Below are 18,988 nucleotides of genomic sequence, written 5' to 3'. Positions count from 1 at the left end.
TCCCCAGTTGAAGATCCACTTCCAGACTGGGGAAAGTCCATGGCGCAACGCCATTTTCATCGTCGGCTGAGCGCCGGCCGTTACGCGCTGCTGTGCGCGCTGTCCATGACTGCCGCGCTGGCAGTCCAGGCGCTGGCGCCGTCCGCGGCCCATGCGCAGAGCGCCGCCGCGCAAACCTTCGACCTGCCCGCCGGCAGCCTGGCCGACGCGCTGGTGGCGCTGGGCCGCCAGGCGCAGCTGCAGGTGCTGTTCAGCCCCGACGTGGTGGCCGGCCTGAGCGCCCCCGCCGTATCCGGCTCCATGACGCCGCAGGCCGCGTTGAACCGCCTGCTGGCGCGCAGCGGTCTGGTGGCCGTGCAGAGCGGCTCCGGTTTCGTGGTGCGGCGGCCGGCCGACGCATCGCCCGCCGATGCCACCACGTTGGCGCCCGTGACGGTCACCGGCCGCGACCTCACTGTCACCGAAGGCACCGGGTCCTACACGGCGCCTGCCGTCACCATCGGCAAGAACGCGCAAAGCCTGCGCGAGATCCCGCAATCGGTCTCGGTGGTGACGCGCCAGCTGCTGGACGACCAGAACCTGACCACGCTGGACGATGCCATGCGCACCGTCACCGGCATCACGGTGGAAGCGGGCAGCATCGGCGGCAACCATGGCAACTTCTACTCGCGCGGCTATGCGCTGGACACGATCCAGGTCGACGGCGTGAACACGCCGGCCAGCACCGGCAACGACCTGTCCTCGGGCTTCGGTCTGGCCATCTACGATCACATCGAAGTGCTGCGCGGACCTTCGGGCCTGTACCAGGGCGCGGGCGATCCCGGCGGCACGGTGAACCTGGTGCGCAAGCGCGCGCAGAAGGAATTCGCCTTCAGCGGTCAGGTCATGACGGGATCGTGGGACCGCTACTACACCGAGGCCGACATCACCGGTCCCTTGGACAGCGATGGGCGCCTGCGCGGCCGCCTGGTGGCGTCCTATGACGACCGCAAATCCTTCGTCGACGGCGTGTACACCGAGAAGCCGCTGTTCTACGGCACCCTGAGCTTCGACCTGACGCCCGACACCGTCCTGACCGCTGGCGCCACGTACCAGCAATACAAGGGCCGCCCCTTCTTCGGCCTGCCCGGCTACACCGACGGCCGCTTGCTGGACGTGCGCCGCTCCACCAACCTGGACCCCAGCTGGAACCACATCACCGAGGAAGTCACCGAGTACTTCGCCGACGTGGACCACCGCCTGGCCAACGGCGGCCGCATCAAGGTGAGCGGCATCTACCGCGAACAGGATGAGCCCAGCCGCGAATTCGGCTGGTCCGATTGCGCGGTGGACCCGATCACCGGCGACACCTGCCTCATCAGCTGGAAGTACCGCAGCCACTGGAAGACCTACGGCATGGACGCCTTCGTGGCCACGCCCTTCGAAGCCTTCGGCCGCCAGCACGAGCTGACCGTGGGCGCCGACTACCGCAACGTCCACAAGAACTTCCGCTACGGCGGCGGCGACAACGCCGACACCAACCTCTACCACCCCAACAACAACATCCCCAAGCCGGACTACCAGTACACCAACGGCAACGACAGCAAGACCGACCAGTACGGCCTGTATGCGCGCACCAATCTGCGCGTGACCGACGCGGCCACCCTCATCGCCGGCGGACGCTTCACCTGGTGGGAAAACCGCACGCAGAACCGCAACGCCTACTTCAACCAGTTCACCAACACCAGCGACAAGATCAACGGCAAGTTCACGCCCTACCTGGGCCTGGTGGTGGACCTGAACGAGCAGTTGTCCGCCTACGCCAGCTACACCAGCATCTTCACGCCGCAGACCGTCACCGACGTCAGCGGCCAACTGCTGGACCCGCGCACCGGCAAGCAATTCGAGATCGGCCTGAAGGGCGAATTCCTGGACAAGCGCCTGAACGGCCACGCCGCGCTGTTCCGCATGGAAGACGAGAACCGCTCCATGACGGACCCGGACAATCCGCTGTTCTCCATGGCCGCGGGCAAGATGCGCAGCCAGGGCTTCGAGGCGGAAATCAGCGGCAGCCCCGCGCCGGGCTGGGACATCACCGCCGGCTACGCCTACACCACCACCAAGACCCTGAAGGGCACGGAAGAGCAGAAGTCGCAGCAATACGCCTTCATCACGCCGCGCCACACCTTCAACCTGTGGACCAAGTACACCTTCGCCACCGGCACGCTGGAAGGCCTGTCGCTGGGCGCGGGCGTACGCAGCGTCAGCAGCATGTACCGCCTGAACGGTCCGGTGAAATTCGAGCAGCGCCCGTACACCACCGTCTCCGCGCAAGCCGGCTACCGCTTCAACAAGCACCTGGAAGGCACGCTGACGGTGAACAACCTGTTCGACAAGGTCTATTACCAGCGCGTGTGGGCGGCGTATGGATCGAACTACTACGGCGAGCCGCGCAGCGTGATGCTGAATCTGCGGGCGACGTACTGAGAGAACGCGCCGCGCGAAACCCATCCCCGTGCTGCAACGGGCGATGGGTTTCGCGCGTTGCAGGACAGTTCTGTCCGCCACGTCTTTCTTGCGCCACACCCATCCTCCAATCCCCGAGCAAAACGCCGATTCCGTGGCAGACTAGCCACAGGCGCTCCATGCATTGCAGTCCGACACAATTGGCAAATTGTTGTCCGACGCGGATTGCAACGGGCGATTAGGATGGCGCCGCACAGACAGAGACAGGCGATCACAAGGCTTTCCCGCCTGAGGCCGACAAGAAGATGTCCGACACATGAAAACCATTCAGAAAACCCGCCCCCGTAGCCGTTTGCTCCGCACCGCCATGGCCGGCCTGCTGACGTCCACCTTGGCCGCGCTGTTCAGCCCCGCCGCAACCGCCGCCGAATCCGCCAGCGCCGCCACGCTACCGCCCACCGCCCAGGCCGCCGCCATCGCGCCGCCCGATGTGGCTACGGTGATGTATTCCATCTACCAGATCGACGGCAAGGGCGCCGACTCCTACGAAGTCGCCAACGGCAGCATCGCCACCTTCTGGTTCGGCCACGCCTTCGAACTGGGCGGCACGCGCTACTACACCGGCTTCACCTGGGACACCCGCGAACGCTACGGCAAGCCCGGCGAGGACGAAGTCGGCCCCGGCGTCCAGGTCAACCTGGCCGAAGCCACGTTCACGCAAACCGGCTCCACGCCCGACCGCCCCTGGCAATTCCGCGGCATGAAGCATTCCGTCGGCGAATTCGGCGCCTATGAAAAGCCGGAAGACGTGGACACCCGCCGCAAGCCGGTGGAATACCGCACGCCCTCCGGCAAGCTGCTGCTGGCCGTACCCACCGAAGGCTTCGACAACGGCATCAGCTTCAGCGGCTACGCGCTGCTGGTCTTCAATCCGGCGGGCCCGGACGAAGGCGCGGGTTGGACCTACGTGGGCAGCATCAACACCGGCGAAGACAACAGCGCGGCCTGCGCCGAAGGCGACGTCATGCCCTGCGTGGCCAGCTCGGGCGAACTGGTCTTCTCGGCGCACGGCGGCAGCGACATGCCGCGCGTGACCGTCAAGCGCAGCGGTACGGAAATCTCCGGGCCGGACAAGACCCGCCAGCTGGGCGCGGGCGATGCCGTCATCTACGCCTACGACACGGCCAGCAAGAAGTACGCGGAGAAGTAAGGCCGGCGTCGATGGCGGCAAGGCACGCAAGCCGGCTTGCCAACGGCTGCGATGCCCGCGCGGTTTGCGCTGCTACGTGAGATTCAAACCGCCATCGGAAAGCAGGATCTCGCCGGTCAGATAGTCCGACGCGGCCAGCATGGCGACCGCCTGCGCGATATCCTCCGGACTGGCCGCGCGGCGCATCGGCGCCTTGTCGCGCCACAATGCCTGAGCCTGCGTCCAATCGGCCGTCATCGGCGTATCCACCAGACCCGGCGCAACCGCATTCACCCTGATATGCGGCGCCAGCGAAAGCGCGAGCAAGCGCGTCACATGATTGAGCGCCGCCTTGGTTGCCGCATAAGGAATGGACGCGCCTTTGGGCCGCACGCCCGCGTGCGAACTCACGTTGACCACGCAAGCAGGCCGGCCATGCGCCGCCGCCGCTTGCAACGCGGCCTGCGCCTCGGCCACCAGGCGAAACGGCGCCACCACGTTGACCTCATGCAATTCATGCCAGATGTCCGGCGTGGCCGCGGCCAGGTCCGCATGGGGAATGACGTGGCTGATTCCGGCGTTGTTGACCAGCAAATCCAGCCGCCCCCATGCCGCGACGGCCTCCCGAACCAATCGGACCCGGTCGGCATCGTTCGCCAGATCCGCCTGCACGTAGACAGCGTCACCCAGCTCGCGCGCCAGGGCATGGCCGGCTTCAGCCGAGCGCCGTGAATGCACGACCACGGCATAGCCGTCCCGCGACAGGCGGCGGGCAATGGCCTCGCCTATGCCGGAGGTGGAACCCGTGATCAAGGCAACAGGACGCGTGGATTGCAGATTGGACATCGAGGAATCTCTTGCTCTGGAATGCGCCGCATGCGGCGGTTAGCTACAACTTAATACCGTGATGAAAGCCCCAACCTGAGAGGCAAGATTCAGGCTGCCGCGCCGCCGTCCTCGCGCGACGCTTCCAACTCTTCGGACACCCACTCGCAGAACGCGCGCGTCAGCGGATCGTCCTGGCTGTCCCGATGCACCAGCCAGGCCCACTTCGGACCGCGCACGGTCTGCTCCGTCAACGCCGCCAACGCGCCGTCGCGGCGCGAGCGCTCGGCCAGCAGGCTACTGACCAGCGCCATGCCCAGGCCTTCGCGCGCCGCATCCAGCAACAGGCCGGGGTCGGAAAAATTCATGCCCTGGCCATGCTGGCCCACGTCGGTTCCGCCCTGCGTTTCCCAATGGCTCCAATCCATCTCGCGCTCGCCATGCAGCGTGGCGCGCGTGTCCGCCGCCAGCAGGCGCGGATGGCAGGCTGGGTACATACGGTCCTCGACCAGCACGCGGAACGCGCAATCGGCTTGCGGACCCAGATCGTCGCGCAGCGCGATATCGATGGTCTGCTTGGCCATGTCCGGCGCGGCATCGCTCGTGTACAGCCACAGGTCCGCCTCGGGATGCAGGGTGCGGAAGGCTTCCAGCCTGGGCAGCAGCCAGTGCCGCGAAAACGCCGGGCTGGTGTTCACGATCAACTGATTCGGCTTGCGGTACTGGTCCAGCCTGCGTATGCCGGCCGCCAACTGCTGCAACATCGCCTGCGTCGTGCCCAGCAGATCCCAGCCCGCATCGGTCAGCGACACCGCGCGCCCCTGACGGAAGAACAGCGGCTGGCCCAGATAGTCCTCCAGGCTGCGCACCTGCTGGCTGATCGCCGACTGGGTCAGGTGCAGCTCGTCGGCCGCCTTGTGGAAACTGCCGAGGCGGGCGGCCGCCTCGAAGCCGCGCAGCACGTTCAGGGGAGGCCATTGCTTGAGCATATCGATAAGCCCTGCTAATCATAATTCCGCTAAATATATCGCTAGTCCACGCGACCAGGCGGGAAATACACTGCAATTCAAGCGGTGCGCACCGTAGCCTCCAACATAACCGTTTTTTATCGATCATCCCGAATTCCAGGAGCCCGACGTGCCCACCCGCCGCCAACTCATCCAACACACCGCCACGCTCATGGGCGTCCACGCCGCCGCCTCGCTGGGCCTGGGTCTGCCCGCCTCCGGCGCGCGGGCGGCGCAAGCGCCCCGGTGGCACATGCCTGACGAGGGCGCCCCCCAGGCCCGCGCCTTCATCGCCTTCGGCGCCCAGGACGCCATCTGGGAAGACTTCACCGCCGACGTCCAGGCCGCGCTTGGCCGCATCGCCCGCGCCATCGCCGCGCACCAGCCCGTCACCGTGTTCTGCCGCAGCCGCGAACGCAGCCTGGCCGAACGCCATTGCGGCGCGGACAACGTGAGCTTCGTCGAAACCCGCCTGGACGACATCTGGATGCGCGACATCGGCGCCAACTTCGTGCTCGACGGGCGGGGCGCGGTCACCGGCGTGGACTTCAACTTCAACGGTTGGGGCAACAAGCAGCGCCATGCAGCCGACGCCAAGATCGCCGCTGAAACCACCGAGATCACTGACACCGAATACCTGCAAAGCGAACTGGTCGGCGAAGGCGGCGGCATCGAAGTCGACGGCCGCGGCACCGGCATCATGACCGAAAGCAGCTGGATCAACGCCAACCGCAATCCCGGCTGGAGCAAGGCAGAGGTCGAGGAGGAGCTGAAGCGCTGCCTGGGCCTGCGCAAGATCATCTGGCTGCCCGGCATCAAGGGGCGCGACATCACCGATGCCCACGTCGATTTCTACGCCCGCTTCGCGCGGCCAGGCGTCGTCGTCGCCAACCTCGACATGGATCCCGACTCCTACGACTACGCGCTGACCCGCAAGCACCTGGAGATCCTGCGGCGCGCAACGGATGCCGACGGCAAGCCGCTGGAAATCCACACTGTGAGCCCGCCGCTCAATCCGCGGGATAGCAAGTTCCTGCGCGACAACCCCGACTTCGCGGCCGGCTATATCAACTATTTCGTCATCAACGGCGCGGTCATCGCGCCGGAATTCGGCGATGCGGAGGCGGACGCGAAGGCGCGCGATCTGCTGGCCCGCCTGTATCCGGGCCGCAAGGTCGTGCGGTTGGATATCGACGCCATTGCGTCAGGCGGCGGCGGGATTCATTGCGTGACGAATCAGTTGCCGATGGCGTAGTTCGCGGGGCTCAGCGAGTAGTCTCGCGGACCGGTTCAGCAGACACCGTTGCAGCGTGGCGGCCGTGGTAGAGTCGTGCGTCCTTCCTCGTCGCCACGCTTCACAATCGGGCTGACCCATCCGGCAGCAAGCCGGCACCCGCAGGGCGCGCGTGGCAAACCCTAAGCGGAGCGGAGCATGCACACCCAGACATCGGCCATTACCCCGTCGCGTACCGCCTTGCTGGTCATGCACTATCAGACCGACATCATGGAACTGTTCCCGTCGGTCGCCCCCGCCTTGCTCAGCAACACGCGGCAACTGTGCGACGCCGCGCGGCGCGCCGGCGTCAGCGTCTATTTCGCCAAGATCCATTTCAGCCCCGGGTATCCTGAAGTCAGCCCCTTGAACAAGAACGGGCAGGGCATCAAACAGCTGGGCCGCTTCGTCCATGACCGTATCTCGCCGGAACTCGACCGCCGCGAGAACGAGCCCATCATCATCGCCCACCGCGCCAGCGTGTTCTTCGGCACCGATCTGCAAGTGCGGCTTTCCGCGCAAGGCATCGATACGCTGATCATGGCCGGCGTCGCGTCGACTGGCGTAATGCTGTCGTCGATTGCGCATGCCAGCGATGCGGACTATCGCCTGCTGACGGTCAAGGACTGCTGCTACGACCCGGACCCGATCGTGCATGAACATCTGTTCGCGACCGCCTTTGCATCGCGCACCACCGTGCTGTCGCTGGACGATGCCTTGTCCTTGCTGGCCTAGCGGCCTGCCGGAAGAATGCCTGCCTCCATGATCCCGAAGAGGTCACCCTCGCTGCCCATCATGTCTTTTCGAACGATTCCTGCAGAACCTTACGCGCCGCGCCGCATGGCGTTCATCGAGCAATGGCGCGAAGACGGTCTGGCCATCAAGGCCTACGCGATACAACGCAATCCCGATCCCACGGTTGCGCTGCTCTCCGCTGAAGTAGCCGCAGCCGCCCGCAAGACCGCAATGGCCACGTTGCAAGACGCCGCCCGCGACCCGCGCGCTACGGGCCTGGGCTTCTGCATCGTGCACGTGGGCGAGGAAGCCGTCTGGCTGCTGGCGGACTGGTGGATATCCGGCGGCATCCTGTGCCAACAGATGTACTCCGCGCCGCTGGATCAGCCCGAGCAGTTTCAGCCCGTGCAGGGACCGTTCATTGCCTGCGTATGGGAGCTGGAAGTGACCGCGCATGAGCGCGGCGCGTGGATGCGGCATGCGCTGCGAGAAACGCCGGATATCGACGCCTACATGGCGGACGTGCTGCCTGCGGGCAGCTATTGAGACTGCCTCAAACCGCGCAGCGCTTATTTCCTGAGATAGGACTTCTTGCCGCTATCGGTGTAGCAGAACGTTCCGCCCCGCGGCCCAGTGCAGTATTGGCCATCACGGCAGCTACATGCGCCATTCGAACCGGACGCCGAGGGCTTGGAAACAAGGGGCTGTGCGCCGGAATCCGGACTTGAGCACACGCGTTTCGATGCGCTGATCGAACCGTCGCGGCACAGAAACTGTTCTCCGACGCAACGCTCCACGCCGCCCTTCTTTCCTGAGCAGGGATAGTTCGCCGCATGGGCCGTCGCGGCAAACAGCAGGGCCGCCAACAACAGACCAAGACGCATCGTTATTCCCATTGCAAGTAGGCAAGAACAGCGGCGGGAGCGGACTGCGATCAGCCCGTGCAACGGCCTTCGGCCGCCAGGTTCACTTCGGACTTGGAGATCACCCGCTGACCTTCCTCTTCCGTTACCTGCTCCACGCCGGCGCCGCCCACGAATACGCCCATCTTGATGAATTGGCGCACGAAGTAATTCTTGCCCGCCTCCATCATTACCATGAGGTCGTTCGGCGAAAACTCCGACTCGGTGGAAACTTTGTGCTGCTCGTTGCCAGCCACCTGCGTGTAGAAGAACACGCGGTCTGCCGTTTCGCCCAGACACTTGCCATTGACGTACACGTCCTTCTTCAGCGCCTTGCCCACAAAGCTGTCCCGGTAGACGTACAGGCCGGACTTTCCTTCATCCGGCGCCGGGAAGGATTTGGCCTGCTTGTTTTGTTCAGCTGGCGCCATCGGCACATTGGCGCAACCCGCGATCGCCATCACGCAAGCGGCAGCGGCCGCCAACTTCAACATCTTTTTATTCATGTGATTCATCTTCTTCAGCTTAGTTATCTGCCGCTTCCTGCCCTCCGCAGGGGAACGGGTAAATGTATCCAAGAGATTCTAATAATGTCACATGAATACCAAATAAGCTATCTCGCAGTAGGAAATGCTGCTATTCCGGGATTAGAACTGGCAGACTACGAGTCCCCGGCGACATCGCAGCCTGACATCTCCCTCGCCCATGAATAAAACCGAAGGCGCAACCTTCCTGATGGCCTACGACAAGGGCAGCTCGCACTTCAGCGATCTGCACTTCCACGACTGCACCTTCGACAACTGCGCCCTGTCCATGGTCAAGACCCCACAGCGCATGTCGCGCGTGCAGAACGTGCGCCTCTCCAAATGCCGCGCGGTCAACTCGATGATCCAGCCCTGCATGTTTGAAGATGTGCTGATCGAGGACTTATCCACCAATCCCATCCTGCTGGTGTGGGCCTCGTTCTTTCGCCGGGTCAAACTGGTGGGCAAGATCGGCAAGCTCAATCTCAACCTGACGCCCACCGCGTTCTGCAAGGACGAGCGCCTCCTCGATCAGTTCGCATCCGCGCGCGCCGCCTTCTACGCGGAGACGGATTGGGCCTTGGACATCAGCGAAGCCAAGCCGCTGGGCCTGCGTTGCGAAGGCGTGCCGCTGCACCTGATCCGGCGCGATCCGCAGACGCAGGTCATCGTGGACAAGCAGGGGCGTTATCCGGGGTATGAGGCGCTGGGAGCGGATTTCATTCAAGCCTTCCCGGGCATCGCCAGCGTGCTGCAGGGCTTTGACGAATCACCCGACCAGTCCAAGCTGCTGACCGCCTCGCTGGCTGCGCCCAAGGCGCGGCGGGAGGAGGAGAAGGGCGCGATCGCGGAACTCCGGACCTTGGGGTTCGTGGAAGAAGGTTCAGCGTAGTTCTGCGCGCAAGCCGGTCAGGGCGTTACCGGAAATACGGCGCAAGCCAAAACCACGCCACAACACTTATCCCCAGCCATAGCGTCACGATCATCACCGCGCCTGCCACACTGCGCGGCTTCTTGCCCTGCGACTGCATCCAGCCATCCGCCTGAACCCTGCATTCCTGCAGCACATCGGGCGGCAACAGCTTGATGGCCAGCCAGATCAGGCCGGGCAATAACAGCACGTCATCGACGTAACCCAGCACGGGAATGAAGTCGGGAATCAGGTCGATGGGGCTAAACGCATAGGCCACCACGAACAGGCCCAGCGCCTTGGCGTACCAGGGCGTGCGGGCATGCCTGCCGGCAAACCAGAGCGTCAGGCCGTCGCGTTTGATGCGCTTGGCCCAGGCTTTCAGGCGATCACTGAGGTTCATGCTTGTAATCTGACATGCCGTCAAGCCGTCAGGGGCCAACCGGAAACAGAAGCCGCGGCATGGGCAGCTATTCCGTCCCCACCGCCCGGATCAGGCTCGGCGCGGCCGCGGATTCCGGCTTGTAGTGCCGCGTGGGCGCACGGTACATCAGGTCGCGCAGCGCCTCATTTAGCTTGGCCAGCTTGAAACTGCCTGCGTCCGGCGCCTGGCGAAAGTCCCCCAGGCTCGCCGGCAGGCGCGTCAACGTGATCGAGTCCATCGTGCAGACCGGATCGAAAACCAAGAAGTCAGACTACACTTCCCCGGGGCGAATCCGCAGCCTGACGCCTTGCTTCGGACGGCTCTGACTGCCCGGGCTCGGCCCGCGGGACGCACGGCCTCCGGATTGAAGAACACGACAACTGCGAGACGACACATGCGTGCTTTGAAACTGGTTTTCCTGCTGGCAATGCTGCATCTCGGCATCCCAGGCCTGGCGCAGGCCGAACAAGGCTGCCCCGACGGCTTCATGCCCAACGCCGCCGGCACGCCGGGCCAGCAATGCGTGCCGATTCCCGGCCAGACCCGCCCACAGGGCGGCACCGGCGCGCAAACCGCACCCGACCAGCCACGCTGGACCACCCGCTGGGGCGCAATCGCCTACGACCCGCCGTCCGGCTCCGTCGGCATCGCTGCCGACAAGACCAGCAAGGCCACGGCCGAACGAGCCGCGCTGGAACATTGCGCGTCCAAAGGCGGCAAAGGTTGCGAGACCAACATCACGTACTACAACCAATGCGTAGCGGTGGTATATGGCCCTTCGCCCAAAGGCGAGGGCGTGTTGATGAATTCCGCCAGCGCCGAAACCAAGGAACTGGCGCAATCCCTGGCCATCGAGACTTGCGAGAAGGGCACCGGCACGAGCTGCAAGACCTTCTATACCGGCTGCAGCTATCCAGTAAGGATTCAGTAACGCACCGGCTGCGAATTCCGAACCATGACGTGACACGGAATATTCGCCACGTCACGCAGCACGACAAGCGGCAGTCATGGCTGACTGCATACGCAATGCCGGAACGCATCGCGCAGGGTAGACTGGCCCCCTGTCCATCCCTATCGAGTCCTACTCCATGCTAGTCAAAGCCCTGCGTGTCGGCCTGGGTCAAATCATCGTGTTGGGCGACGCCCTCACGCGCCCACGCCCGCAACAGCGCTCCGCGCAAGGCCAGGCCGCGGTCAACGCCGAAGCGGCCCAGCTGTCGCTCTACCAATTCCACGCCTGCCCGTTCTGCGTCAAGACGCGACGCGCCATCCACAAACTGAACGCGCCCATCGCGCTGCGCGACGCCAAGGGCGATCCCGAAGCGCGCGCGCAACTGCAGGCAGGCGGCGGCAAAGTGAAGGTGCCGTGCCTGCGCATCGACGATACAGCAGGCACGCGCTGGATGTATGAGTCCAGCGACATCATCGCCTACCTCGAACAACGCTTCGCCAACGTGGCCTGACGGAAGCGCATGGGCATGACCCGCCTGGCTCGCCTGTTTCTCATCACCCTGGCCGCCATGGGTGCACTGGCCGGCTGCGATTCCTCGTCCTTGAAGCCCGCGCCGCCCGGATCAAAACTCAACGCCGAAACCATCGCCACGCGCGACACGCCGCCGGAGCTGCAGTTCAAGGGCGTGCTGGCCGGGCAGCCCGTGCATCTGCTGGTGCATGAATGCAAGGTGTACAAGGTCGAGCCAGCCGAAGGCGAGAACGTGATGTGGACGCTGGTGCTTGAAGGCGACTTCTCTCTGCTGCCGACCATCTGCGTGCAGCAGCGGCTGACCGAGAGCAAGGGGGTGGTGACTGCGTTCTTGGGGAGGCAGGCATTTGGCGCGGGCGGGTGTTGCACGGGGACGCCGGAGTATCGGTCCAAGGACGGCGTGAATTGGAAGCCGCGTTGAGTGCCGACTTTGTGTTCGCCGGCGCTGACTACGCCGTACCCCAAAGGAAAGCCACAGATGGCAAATGACGACCGCAGCCTGATCATTCCCAGAAGAACGCCCGAATCAGCGGCTATGACGGCCAACATCAAACGCGCGATGACGATCACCGCCGCCCTCAACCGCCTGACCTTCAATGACGCCGCCGAAGTCCGCGCCTTGTTCAGCGAACTGATCGGCAAGGCGGTTGATGAGAGCTTCCTGTTGATTCCGCCGTTCTACACGACCGGAGGTCCCGACATCAGCGTTGGGCGCAATGTCTTCGTCAATCAGAACTGCACTTTCTATGACTTGGGTGGGCTGAGCATTGCCGATGATGTGATGATTGGGCCGAACGTCAGCCTCATTACGTCTGGACATCCGATCGAACCTTCGCGGCGTCGTGATTTCGTCACTGCGAAGCCCATTGTGATCGAGAGGAATGTCTGGATCGCGGCGGGTGCGACCGTTATTGGTGGCGTGACTGTGGGGGAGAACTCGGTGGTCGCGGCGGGTTCGGTGGTCACCAAGGATGTGTCGGCGAATACGCTGGTGGGTGGGAATCCGGCTAGGGTGATTCGGTCGATTGCTGAGTAAGGCGGGCGCTCGAGCGCCGCGCCTCTGGCTGCTAAGTTTGGCTACTGGATCGACGATGGCGCGCCGTGCGTGATGTCGCCGAGATCCGCATCCACCTCGCAAAAGCGTGCCTGCGCCAGCATGGCATCGGTCAAGGTGCCCAGGTGATCGCACAGGCCTTCTACTCCACCCATCAACGCCGCCACCGTCCAGGCGTCCAATGGCTGCCCACCGGTTGCGTCGGGTTCGGAGGCGCTGTTGCCGACCATGCGGGCGATGGCTTCGATGGCGTGGCGAGCTCGGTCTATGTGGTGGAGATGGGAGAGGGCGACCGGGCCGAGTTCGGGATCGGATTCGACGGACCAGGGGTTTTGGGTGAGGGGGTGGGATTGCATGACAGGCTCCAAAGACAAGTTAGGCCTGCTCCCCACTTCCAAATGGGGTGGGCGGGCACATGGCAAGGTTGGAAGACCGGCGTCTTTGGAAACCGGCGTGCGCGAACGCACCCTCGCCAAGGCCCGCCCATAGGGACGTGCAGAGGCATTCGGACGTGAAAATGCCGCCTGAGCGGCGGCAGTCCGCCAAAGACATTGCCGGCTTCCAAACCGGGCTACCTGTGGTGCGGTAGTGGGGGGAGTATACGGTACGGCGAAACGCGATTTGGGCAGGAGGACAGATTTGCTACAGGAAGGCGATACTTATACCAAGGCCGAACGTCCGCTTTTGACCCATTTCGGCCGTCCGGGTGTGTGGCCTCATGCGCCTCGTCTTAGGTGTGGCACAGTCGCCGCAGTGCAGATGTGTATTAATCCATCAGCTCAGGTTGCGCCCTATGGCCGTGGCCATAGCCGCTTAATTAAGCTCTTGACCCATGACATGCAGAACTCGATGGAATAAGGAAGGAACCGATTTGCTCCATGGAGATCCGGTTTCACGCGGTTTTCCTCGACGAAAGGAATCCCAATTTCACTAGCAAAAAAATTGCTTACGACCCAAAGGTGGTGCTAATGCCGGCCGACGGCAGGCGCTCTGAATCTCCGTCCATACGTGAAAACCCGCTCGCTCGCACCGCCGGTCAGGGGTAAAGTGGGGTAGCGTGACTTCAGCCAGCACTCGGGCGGGCTGTTTTACAGCAATGCTGCTGTCCTGAAACCAAGTAAAAAATTATTCGCCCACTGTAATTTTTAAGCCACAAAGGAGAGCATTCATGGCACTTAAACCAGGACCAAAGCCGATAGCACAATCAACTGGAAAACCGGATCAGCGCCGCCGCGATAACAAAACCACACCAGGGAATACACCATCCCTCAAACCTAGCAAATCTAGCAATCCCCCAAAAAGTAAATGATAGGGGGCTCTCGTTAATTTGCCGATCTAACCCGGCAGTCGATCGGATCTGCACGAAATACCGCGCAGGCCGATCACTTCTACATTGGATGACGGCTATTGACCGATGATCCGACCGGCTGCTCTTGGCCGGAAGCGGATTCTGAGGGTGCCAGATCAGAGCCTTCAGCTGATGAGCCTTTGGGCGTATGCTTTCATAAAGTAGAGATGTTTGTGACACTGTTTGTGACACCCCCTAGGAGGATGTCATTCCCATTAGCGTGTTCAAGCCCGCGCCAGGATATGTCGATCAACTTCTCGGCCGCATAAATTCCTCAAACGTGGGAAAATTTTATTTTCTTGAGAGTATCTGGTGCGTTGGGAAACGTCGTCGAGACTGGCATTCCGATAATCTCGGCTGCGAACCGGAGACTGAATTTCAGAACTTTGACTATTAATTTTTTCCACCCTCGAGAAAAAAAGAGCCATTCTCAATGCTACGCATGATGCTTAGAGCAGATCGGATTGATCCAGCACCATAAAATCGTCGGGACGCAATAGCCGAGCACTGCAGCTCATGATATGAACATCTCCGTTGACGCGTACGTATAACTGTTGGTCATGAGCGCGAATGGCATTGTGATAATCGTCGCCCTCAAGGTCAACTTTGACCAACCTATCTATATCGTCGACCTTGCATTGGATGGTTGCTGTGCCAAGCTTTTCGCCTTGAGGTCTGCTGAGATTCTTGACGAAACCCGTAATTCTGCGGTTCTCAAGAACGTAGTCTTCCTTATAGTAGGCCGAGGCCTTGCTCAAAGTCTCTAGCTGATTTGCGTCGAATGCGAAGGTCCGAGGCTCGGTCTCGAACAGACGCCCTACTTGGAACGCAACCCTAATCTCGAAGCAGCGATTCCGATGTATTCCACTCAGGCCCAAAAGCGCATCACACATGTTGGCGCTTGCTCCGCTGAGAATTGCATTGTCAAAGGCGCGGAGACTTTGATTTCCTTCAAACTCTGAACTAGCTTTTTCAAGTGCGTCGAGCCCAGCAACTAAACTCTGCGTGACCGCTTGTGCATGTGGTACGGACTCCACGGTCTGGTTATCAGACTCCGGATTTTCATTGATCGGCGCAATCACGTTGACTATATAACTACCGATCTCTGTCTGCCCGAGAAGCAAGGTATCAATGTACGCTCTAGCGTCCGCGGTTATCTTACCGATGAACTGCTTTCGCTTCGAGTGTAGGGACTGCGCGGCGGAAAGAAGCAGTTCCCTCGTGTTTTCAATCAGGAGAACTCCGTCATTCATCGGAATAGTGCCGTCACGCGTGTCGGGATGAATCACGCGCACGCTTACCACATTTGCAAAGATGCGTCCGACGTCGTCTTCCACCTGTTGGACAAATCTGTTTTCAGCGGCCGCGATGGCGACAATCGCTTCTTTGAGCCGTTGCTCGTGATCCTTCGCGGTGGGAAACGGAAGTACGACCTCGGCATTCGCATCGCCGTGCCGATGCCAAATAGTTGCCACACTTTTTATTTTGCCATCCTCGAACCAGTCCTTCAGCTCGAGGTACGACCGCAGTTGTCCGACCGTGACCCGGACGACGCGGTTATCCACGTTGTTGTCCGGAATCACAATGATTCTCCTGCGCTCGCGCGCTCCATCATTTGCAGCAGGGTTTCATGGGTCAGGCGCTGCGCTAGTGGCACAGGCACGGTAACGGTCTTTTCGTTATCTCTTGCCTCTGCGTATCGAAGCGAGGCCCAATAGCATACGTGGTGAAGCGCTATATGAGTCGGATTGTGGGCAATCCATTCTTCGACGTTCTCGGGGACCACCATCACAGCAAGGTAGCGCGGTGCCACGAAATCGTCACCACGTAGATCGTTGTAATTCTTCACTGGCAGCGGAAATCTAATACTGTCGTCGACGATCAGATCCCGACTCGTGCACTTCAATTGCAATTGAATAATCGGGCTGCGCCACCGCCCCGGACCAAAATTTCCTTGGGCCTGAAAGGTCACGTCGATGCTGTCGTTATCCACTCGGAAATCGCCTCGGTTCACCCCTGCGCGCGCCGCAAGGGCGCAGATATACGCATAGTTAAACTCCTCCTTCTGCCGCTGCGGATCCATCGCATTGCCCGTGTGTTCAGTAGAGCACTGTATGTTACACAAATGAAACAATCTCGGCAGCTGTATGTTCGTACAGTACAACGGGATACGTACTTGGTAAATCCCTTGTGTACCTAGCTAAACACTCATTGGAGCGGGAAGAGGTCGGAGTTATCGTCGCCATGCCCTGCTTGGCGGCGCTCGGCAATTAAAGGCTCTCCTTTTCGTTCGTGGCGAACTAGCAGTCAACGTGCCACTCAGCTGCGCCAGGTCTTCGGTGAGAGCGCGCGCCGTCAAGATGCATTTCTAAGCAATAGGAGAGAGCGACATAGAACGCTTGGCGCCTCGGCGGAGCGATGCGCGCATAGCACTCAGCTTGCCCGCATACAACGTGCTCCACCACAGCTACAGAATTTAGGACGCCGCGGTGGCATATTGGGCTGGTCGCACCCGGATGACAACCACTTCGGAACGCCGCAATCATCTCTATTGACGCCGAAGTATTCATTTTGGCGTTGATGCGTGAGTGAGGAAATCGTGGCAATCGATTTCCTCGAGCGGACGCATTGAGAATCAGCTCAAAACCAGACCAAATCAGCTCATTTCTTGAGCTGATTACTGCTAAATTGAGCTGATTCAACATCTTCGGCTCTTGCCATGACTGTCCGCAAAGACATCCTTCAGTTTCTGCGCGCCCAACAGCGCGAGCCCCTCCCCTGGGTGAGTTCCAGCGAACTGGCCTACCGAACCGGCGTCAGTTGGTCCACGGTGAAGCGCCAATTGGAAAACCTGCGCAAGGCCGGATTGGTGCTGCGCGAGGGCCAGGGCCGGGCAACCCGTTACCGGATTGCGGACGAAACACCTGCATCGACACTCCCAACGGCCATTGCCATGCGGCTGGCGGAGCCGGCGTCCGGGGCCACCGGAATGATCTGGTCGGAGCGCGGTCAAGCCCTGCTGGCCCGACTCCGGCAACCGTTATCCGCCCGGGCGCCCGTGGGATACGAACGCGCTTTCGTGGACAGCTATGTGCCGAACCAGAGTTCTCTGTTACCGCCTTCGCTGACTCAAGACTTGGCCGACGAAGGCCGCATGCCAGGCCAGTCGCCAGCCGGCACTTACGCGCGCCGGGTACTGGAACCACTACTGCTCGACCTATCCTGGTCATCCTCTCGACTGGAAGGCAACCGGTATTCCTTGTTGGCCACGCAGGAACTCTTCAAGCACGGAATAGCCGGGGAAGATCTGGATGCAGTGATGCTGCTCAACCATAAGAGGGCCATCGAGTTCCTGGTCGATGCGGTGCCCGCACATGGCCTGACGTCCGCCGTGATCGGCAACCTTCACGCGATCCTGCTGGAGGAACTATTGGCCAATACCGACGGCCTGGGCCGCATCCGCCAGATCGTGGTCAACATCGGGGACACGACTTACGTGCCGCTCCAGGCGCCCTTGTTGCTGCAGGAAATGTTCGACCAGATTGTGGAGAAAGCTCGGCTTATCAAGAACCCGGTCGAAGCGGCATTCTTTCTGTGGGTGAACCTTGCATATCTACAGCCTTTCGAGGACGGCAACAAGCGGACCAGCCGCCTGGCGGCCAACATTCCGCTGATGCTTTACAACTGCGCGCCGCTGTCCTTCCTGGACGTGGAGGTACAGGACTACGTCCACGCCATGTTGGGAGTCTATGAATACGGCGACGCGACGCTGGCGACGGAGCTGTTCGCCTGGGCCTATCGGCGCTCGATCCGCAAGTACGCCGTGCAACTGAACGCTGCGGGCGTGCCGGATCCCGTGCGATTCCGATTCCGGGAAAAACTGAACGAGGCGATTGGCCGGGTGCTGCATGAGCAGCAAACGGCCGAGGCCGCGACGGCGACGCTGGGCATGTCCGAAGACAATGTCCAGTTATTCCGCCCGATACTGGCGCAGGAACTGCGCATACTTGATGTGTACAACTGCGCGCGCTATCGGTTGTCGATGGACCTGGTGCAACGATGGGTCGAGGCCGGGCGGCCACACTGATGCACACCTGCGGAACAAAAGCCGCAAACACTGCGGCTCTCTAGTCTCGACACCGATAGATGCGAATCAGGGCTTCCCCTCACCGCAGACCCTTCAGGTGTTGTCTTTCACCACAGTACTGAGTCCATTAACCTTCACAGACGCAATACCGTTATCCCGAGACGCAGTACCTGAGTACATTTCACTGCGCCCAATGGCTTGCCCATTCACCGCGGTCAACATGAAATAAGGTGATCCATCAGTTGCAGTCTTGCGCTGATATCTCTCGTCGATCGGCGAGTTCTGGCGAACGGACGCAATGCCATCCTGAGCGCTGGTTTTAGTGGTGTAGCGCTCGCTCGTCAGAATGACTTCATGATTCCCGGCTTTCAGATTGAACATGTACTGATCGCCGCTGCGCTTCAACTCGTAGTAACCGCTCATAGAAACCTCCAATATCTGGTTAGTTCAACAATGGGTCGATACTGCGATGCACACACATGAATGCCGGTTGATGTTAGTCCATGTCCCGCGTTCAGGAAACCTCCGCCTACTTGTTCTTCGGGCGAACAGGCGCGGAGGAAACGCCCGCCTTGATCTTCGAGGAAGCATCACGCGGCAATGCGTTTCCAGTTGCCACCCGTGATGACTCCAGCAGCTAATAGCTCCGCAGCTCACGGCAAATTATCTTGACCGTGGTCAACTGCTGGAGCCGCAGCCTCAAGCGTCGGGTTCGATAGATATTGGTATCGTCGAGGTCAAAGGCGCAGTCTGGTTCGGACGCGCTGCAAGTGAGCAGAGCG

20 protein-coding genes are annotated in these 18,988 nt (G+C 61.5%); 11 read left to right on the top strand and 9 right to left on the bottom strand.

The window, feature by feature from the left end:
• The first annotated feature begins 39 nt into the window (after positions 1-39).
• The gene (locus tag N5C88_RS00695) at positions 40-2,466 is read left to right on the top strand and encodes a TonB-dependent siderophore receptor (RefSeq protein WP_280014473.1); all 2,427 of its coding nucleotides are present in this window, start codon (positions 40-42) and stop codon (positions 2,464-2,466) included.
• A gap of 295 nt (positions 2,467-2,761) precedes the next feature.
• A complete protein-coding gene (locus N5C88_RS00690) occupies positions 2,762-3,655 on the top strand; it encodes a hypothetical protein (protein WP_118934045.1) in 894 nt (297 codons plus the stop codon).
• 72 nt (positions 3,656-3,727) lie between these two features.
• On the opposite strand, the gene N5C88_RS00685 is transcribed toward N5C88_RS00690, so the two are convergent.
• Together N5C88_RS00685 and N5C88_RS00680 are read right to left on the bottom strand one after the other, a co-directional pair.
• A complete protein-coding gene (locus N5C88_RS00685) occupies positions 3,728-4,480 on the bottom strand; it encodes an SDR family NAD(P)-dependent oxidoreductase (RefSeq protein ID WP_280014472.1) in 753 nt (250 codons plus the stop codon).
• An 89-nt stretch (positions 4,481-4,569) separates the two neighbouring features.
• Positions 4,570-5,448, bottom strand: a complete 879-nt coding sequence (locus N5C88_RS00680; protein ID WP_059376583.1) for a LysR family transcriptional regulator — start codon at positions 5,446-5,448, stop codon at positions 4,570-4,572.
• Positions 5,449-5,596: 148 nt separating this feature from the next.
• Between N5C88_RS00680 and N5C88_RS00675 the strand changes: the two genes are divergently transcribed.
• From N5C88_RS00675 to N5C88_RS00665, 3 genes are all read left to right on the top strand, one after another.
• The gene (locus N5C88_RS00675; protein ID WP_280014471.1) at positions 5,597-6,721 is read left to right on the top strand and encodes an agmatine deiminase family protein; all 1,125 of its coding nucleotides are present in this window, start codon (positions 5,597-5,599) and stop codon (positions 6,719-6,721) included.
• A 177-nt stretch (positions 6,722-6,898) separates the two neighbouring features.
• The gene (locus tag N5C88_RS00670; protein ID WP_059376572.1) at positions 6,899-7,474 is read left to right on the top strand and encodes an isochorismatase family cysteine hydrolase; all 576 of its coding nucleotides are present in this window, start codon (positions 6,899-6,901) and stop codon (positions 7,472-7,474) included.
• Between the two features lie 60 nt (positions 7,475-7,534).
• Positions 7,535-8,020: a hypothetical protein gene (locus N5C88_RS00665; RefSeq protein WP_280014469.1), complete on the top strand. Its 486-nt coding sequence runs from the start codon at positions 7,535-7,537 to the stop codon at positions 8,018-8,020.
• A gap of 388 nt (positions 8,021-8,408) precedes the next feature.
• Here N5C88_RS00665 and N5C88_RS00660 read toward each other — a convergent pair whose 3' ends face one another.
• Positions 8,409-8,954 (bottom strand): DUF2846 domain-containing protein, encoded by a 546-nt coding sequence (locus tag N5C88_RS00660; protein ID WP_280014467.1) that lies wholly within the window; start codon positions 8,952-8,954, stop codon positions 8,409-8,411.
• A 127-nt stretch (positions 8,955-9,081) separates the two neighbouring features.
• On the opposite strand from N5C88_RS00660, the gene N5C88_RS00655 reads away from it, so the two are divergent.
• Positions 9,082-9,792 (top strand): hypothetical protein, encoded by a 711-nt coding sequence (locus tag N5C88_RS00655; RefSeq protein WP_280014466.1) that lies wholly within the window; start codon positions 9,082-9,084, stop codon positions 9,790-9,792.
• A 25-nt stretch (positions 9,793-9,817) separates the two neighbouring features.
• Here N5C88_RS00655 and N5C88_RS00650 read toward each other — a convergent pair whose 3' ends face one another.
• Together N5C88_RS00650 and N5C88_RS00645 are read right to left on the bottom strand one after the other, a co-directional pair.
• Positions 9,818-10,213, bottom strand: coding sequence for a YkvA family protein (locus tag N5C88_RS00650; RefSeq protein ID WP_280014465.1), 396 nt, complete (start codon positions 10,211-10,213; stop codon positions 9,818-9,820).
• 67 nt (positions 10,214-10,280) lie between these two features.
• Positions 10,281-10,496, bottom strand: a complete 216-nt coding sequence (locus N5C88_RS00645; protein ID WP_280014464.1) for a hypothetical protein — start codon at positions 10,494-10,496, stop codon at positions 10,281-10,283.
• 132 nt (positions 10,497-10,628) lie between these two features.
• On the opposite strand from N5C88_RS00645, the gene N5C88_RS00640 reads away from it, so the two are divergent.
• The 4 genes from N5C88_RS00640 (at position 10,629) to N5C88_RS00625 (ending at position 12,753) form a co-directional block, all read left to right on the top strand.
• Positions 10,629-11,165: a DUF4189 domain-containing protein gene (locus N5C88_RS00640; RefSeq protein ID WP_280014463.1), complete on the top strand. Its 537-nt coding sequence runs from the start codon at positions 10,629-10,631 to the stop codon at positions 11,163-11,165.
• Positions 11,166-11,322: 157 nt separating this feature from the next.
• Positions 11,323-11,697: a glutaredoxin gene (locus N5C88_RS00635; RefSeq protein WP_280014462.1), complete on the top strand. Its 375-nt coding sequence runs from the start codon at positions 11,323-11,325 to the stop codon at positions 11,695-11,697.
• 15 nt (positions 11,698-11,712) lie between these two features.
• On the top strand, positions 11,713-12,138 hold the full coding sequence (locus N5C88_RS00630) for a hypothetical protein (RefSeq protein ID WP_280014461.1): 426 nt from the start codon (positions 11,713-11,715) through the stop codon (positions 12,136-12,138).
• Between the two features lie 57 nt (positions 12,139-12,195).
• A complete protein-coding gene (locus N5C88_RS00625; protein ID WP_280014460.1) occupies positions 12,196-12,753 on the top strand; it encodes a sugar O-acetyltransferase in 558 nt (185 codons plus the stop codon).
• A gap of 41 nt (positions 12,754-12,794) precedes the next feature.
• Here N5C88_RS00625 and N5C88_RS00620 read toward each other — a convergent pair whose 3' ends face one another.
• The 3 genes from N5C88_RS00620 to N5C88_RS00610 all read right to left on the bottom strand — a co-directional run bounded on the left by N5C88_RS00620 (position 12,795) and on the right by N5C88_RS00610 (position 16,202).
• Entirely contained in the window at positions 12,795-13,127 is a 333-nt protein-coding gene (locus tag N5C88_RS00620) for a hypothetical protein (RefSeq protein WP_280014459.1), read from the bottom strand.
• Positions 13,128-14,568: 1,441 nt separating this feature from the next.
• Positions 14,569-15,702 (bottom strand): hypothetical protein, encoded by a 1,134-nt coding sequence (locus N5C88_RS00615; protein ID WP_280014458.1) that lies wholly within the window; start codon positions 15,700-15,702, stop codon positions 14,569-14,571.
• Entirely contained in the window at positions 15,699-16,202 is a 504-nt protein-coding gene (locus tag N5C88_RS00610; protein ID WP_280014457.1) for a DUF4365 domain-containing protein, read from the bottom strand. Before N5C88_RS00610 ends, N5C88_RS00615 begins: the two co-directional genes overlap by 4 nt.
• Positions 16,203-16,838: 636 nt before the next feature.
• Between N5C88_RS00610 and N5C88_RS00605 the strand changes: the two genes are divergently transcribed.
• Positions 16,839-18,206 carry a Fic family protein gene (locus tag N5C88_RS00605; protein ID WP_280014456.1) on the top strand — a complete coding sequence of 456 codons (1,368 nt, stop codon included), beginning with the start codon at positions 16,839-16,841 and terminating at the stop codon, positions 18,204-18,206.
• 93 nt (positions 18,207-18,299) lie between these two features.
• Here N5C88_RS00605 and N5C88_RS00600 read toward each other — a convergent pair whose 3' ends face one another.
• Positions 18,300-18,629: a YegP family protein gene (locus N5C88_RS00600; protein ID WP_280014455.1), complete on the bottom strand. Its 330-nt coding sequence runs from the start codon at positions 18,627-18,629 to the stop codon at positions 18,300-18,302.
• Between the last annotated feature and the right edge of the window lie 359 nt (positions 18,630-18,988).

Source organism: Achromobacter sp. GD03932 (assembly GCF_029839485.1).
GTDB classification, from domain to species: domain Bacteria; phylum Pseudomonadota; class Gammaproteobacteria; order Burkholderiales; family Burkholderiaceae_B; genus Achromobacter; species Achromobacter bronchisepticus_A.
This window is presented reverse-complemented; position numbering and strand designations above follow the sequence as displayed.

Bases quoted from the DNA above. Each gene is read 5' to 3' on its own strand.
- N5C88_RS00665 (WP_280014469.1), top strand. From the start codon at position 7,535: ATGTCTTTTCGAACGATTCCTGCAGAACCTTACGCGCCGCGCCGCATG.
- N5C88_RS00610 (WP_280014457.1), bottom strand. From the start codon at position 16,202: ATGGATCCGCAGCGGCAGAAGGAGGAGTTTAACTATGCGTATATCTGC.
- N5C88_RS00600 (WP_280014455.1), bottom strand. From the start codon at position 18,629: ATGAGCGGTTACTACGAGTTGAAGCGCAGCGGCGATCAGTACATGTTC.
- N5C88_RS00690 (WP_118934045.1), top strand. From the start codon at position 2,762: ATGAAAACCATTCAGAAAACCCGCCCCCGTAGCCGTTTGCTCCGCACC.
- N5C88_RS00640 (WP_280014463.1), top strand. From the start codon at position 10,629: ATGCGTGCTTTGAAACTGGTTTTCCTGCTGGCAATGCTGCATCTCGGC.
- N5C88_RS00685 (WP_280014472.1), bottom strand. From the start codon at position 4,480: ATGTCCAATCTGCAATCCACGCGTCCTGTTGCCTTGATCACGGGTTCC.
- N5C88_RS00605 (WP_280014456.1), top strand. From the start codon at position 16,839: ATGACTGTCCGCAAAGACATCCTTCAGTTTCTGCGCGCCCAACAGCGC.
- N5C88_RS00620 (WP_280014459.1), bottom strand. From the start codon at position 13,127: ATGCAATCCCACCCCCTCACCCAAAACCCCTGGTCCGTCGAATCCGAT.
- N5C88_RS00650 (WP_280014465.1), bottom strand. From the start codon at position 10,213: ATGAACCTCAGTGATCGCCTGAAAGCCTGGGCCAAGCGCATCAAACGC.
- N5C88_RS00635 (WP_280014462.1), top strand. From the start codon at position 11,323: ATGCTAGTCAAAGCCCTGCGTGTCGGCCTGGGTCAAATCATCGTGTTG.
- N5C88_RS00680 (WP_059376583.1), bottom strand. From the start codon at position 5,448: ATGCTCAAGCAATGGCCTCCCCTGAACGTGCTGCGCGGCTTCGAGGCG.
- N5C88_RS00625 (WP_280014460.1), top strand. From the start codon at position 12,196: ATGGCAAATGACGACCGCAGCCTGATCATTCCCAGAAGAACGCCCGAA.
- N5C88_RS00670 (WP_059376572.1), top strand. From the start codon at position 6,899: ATGCACACCCAGACATCGGCCATTACCCCGTCGCGTACCGCCTTGCTG.
- N5C88_RS00695 (WP_280014473.1), top strand. From the start codon at position 40: ATGGCGCAACGCCATTTTCATCGTCGGCTGAGCGCCGGCCGTTACGCG.
- N5C88_RS00630 (WP_280014461.1), top strand. From the start codon at position 11,713: ATGACCCGCCTGGCTCGCCTGTTTCTCATCACCCTGGCCGCCATGGGT.
- N5C88_RS00655 (WP_280014466.1), top strand. From the start codon at position 9,082: ATGAATAAAACCGAAGGCGCAACCTTCCTGATGGCCTACGACAAGGGC.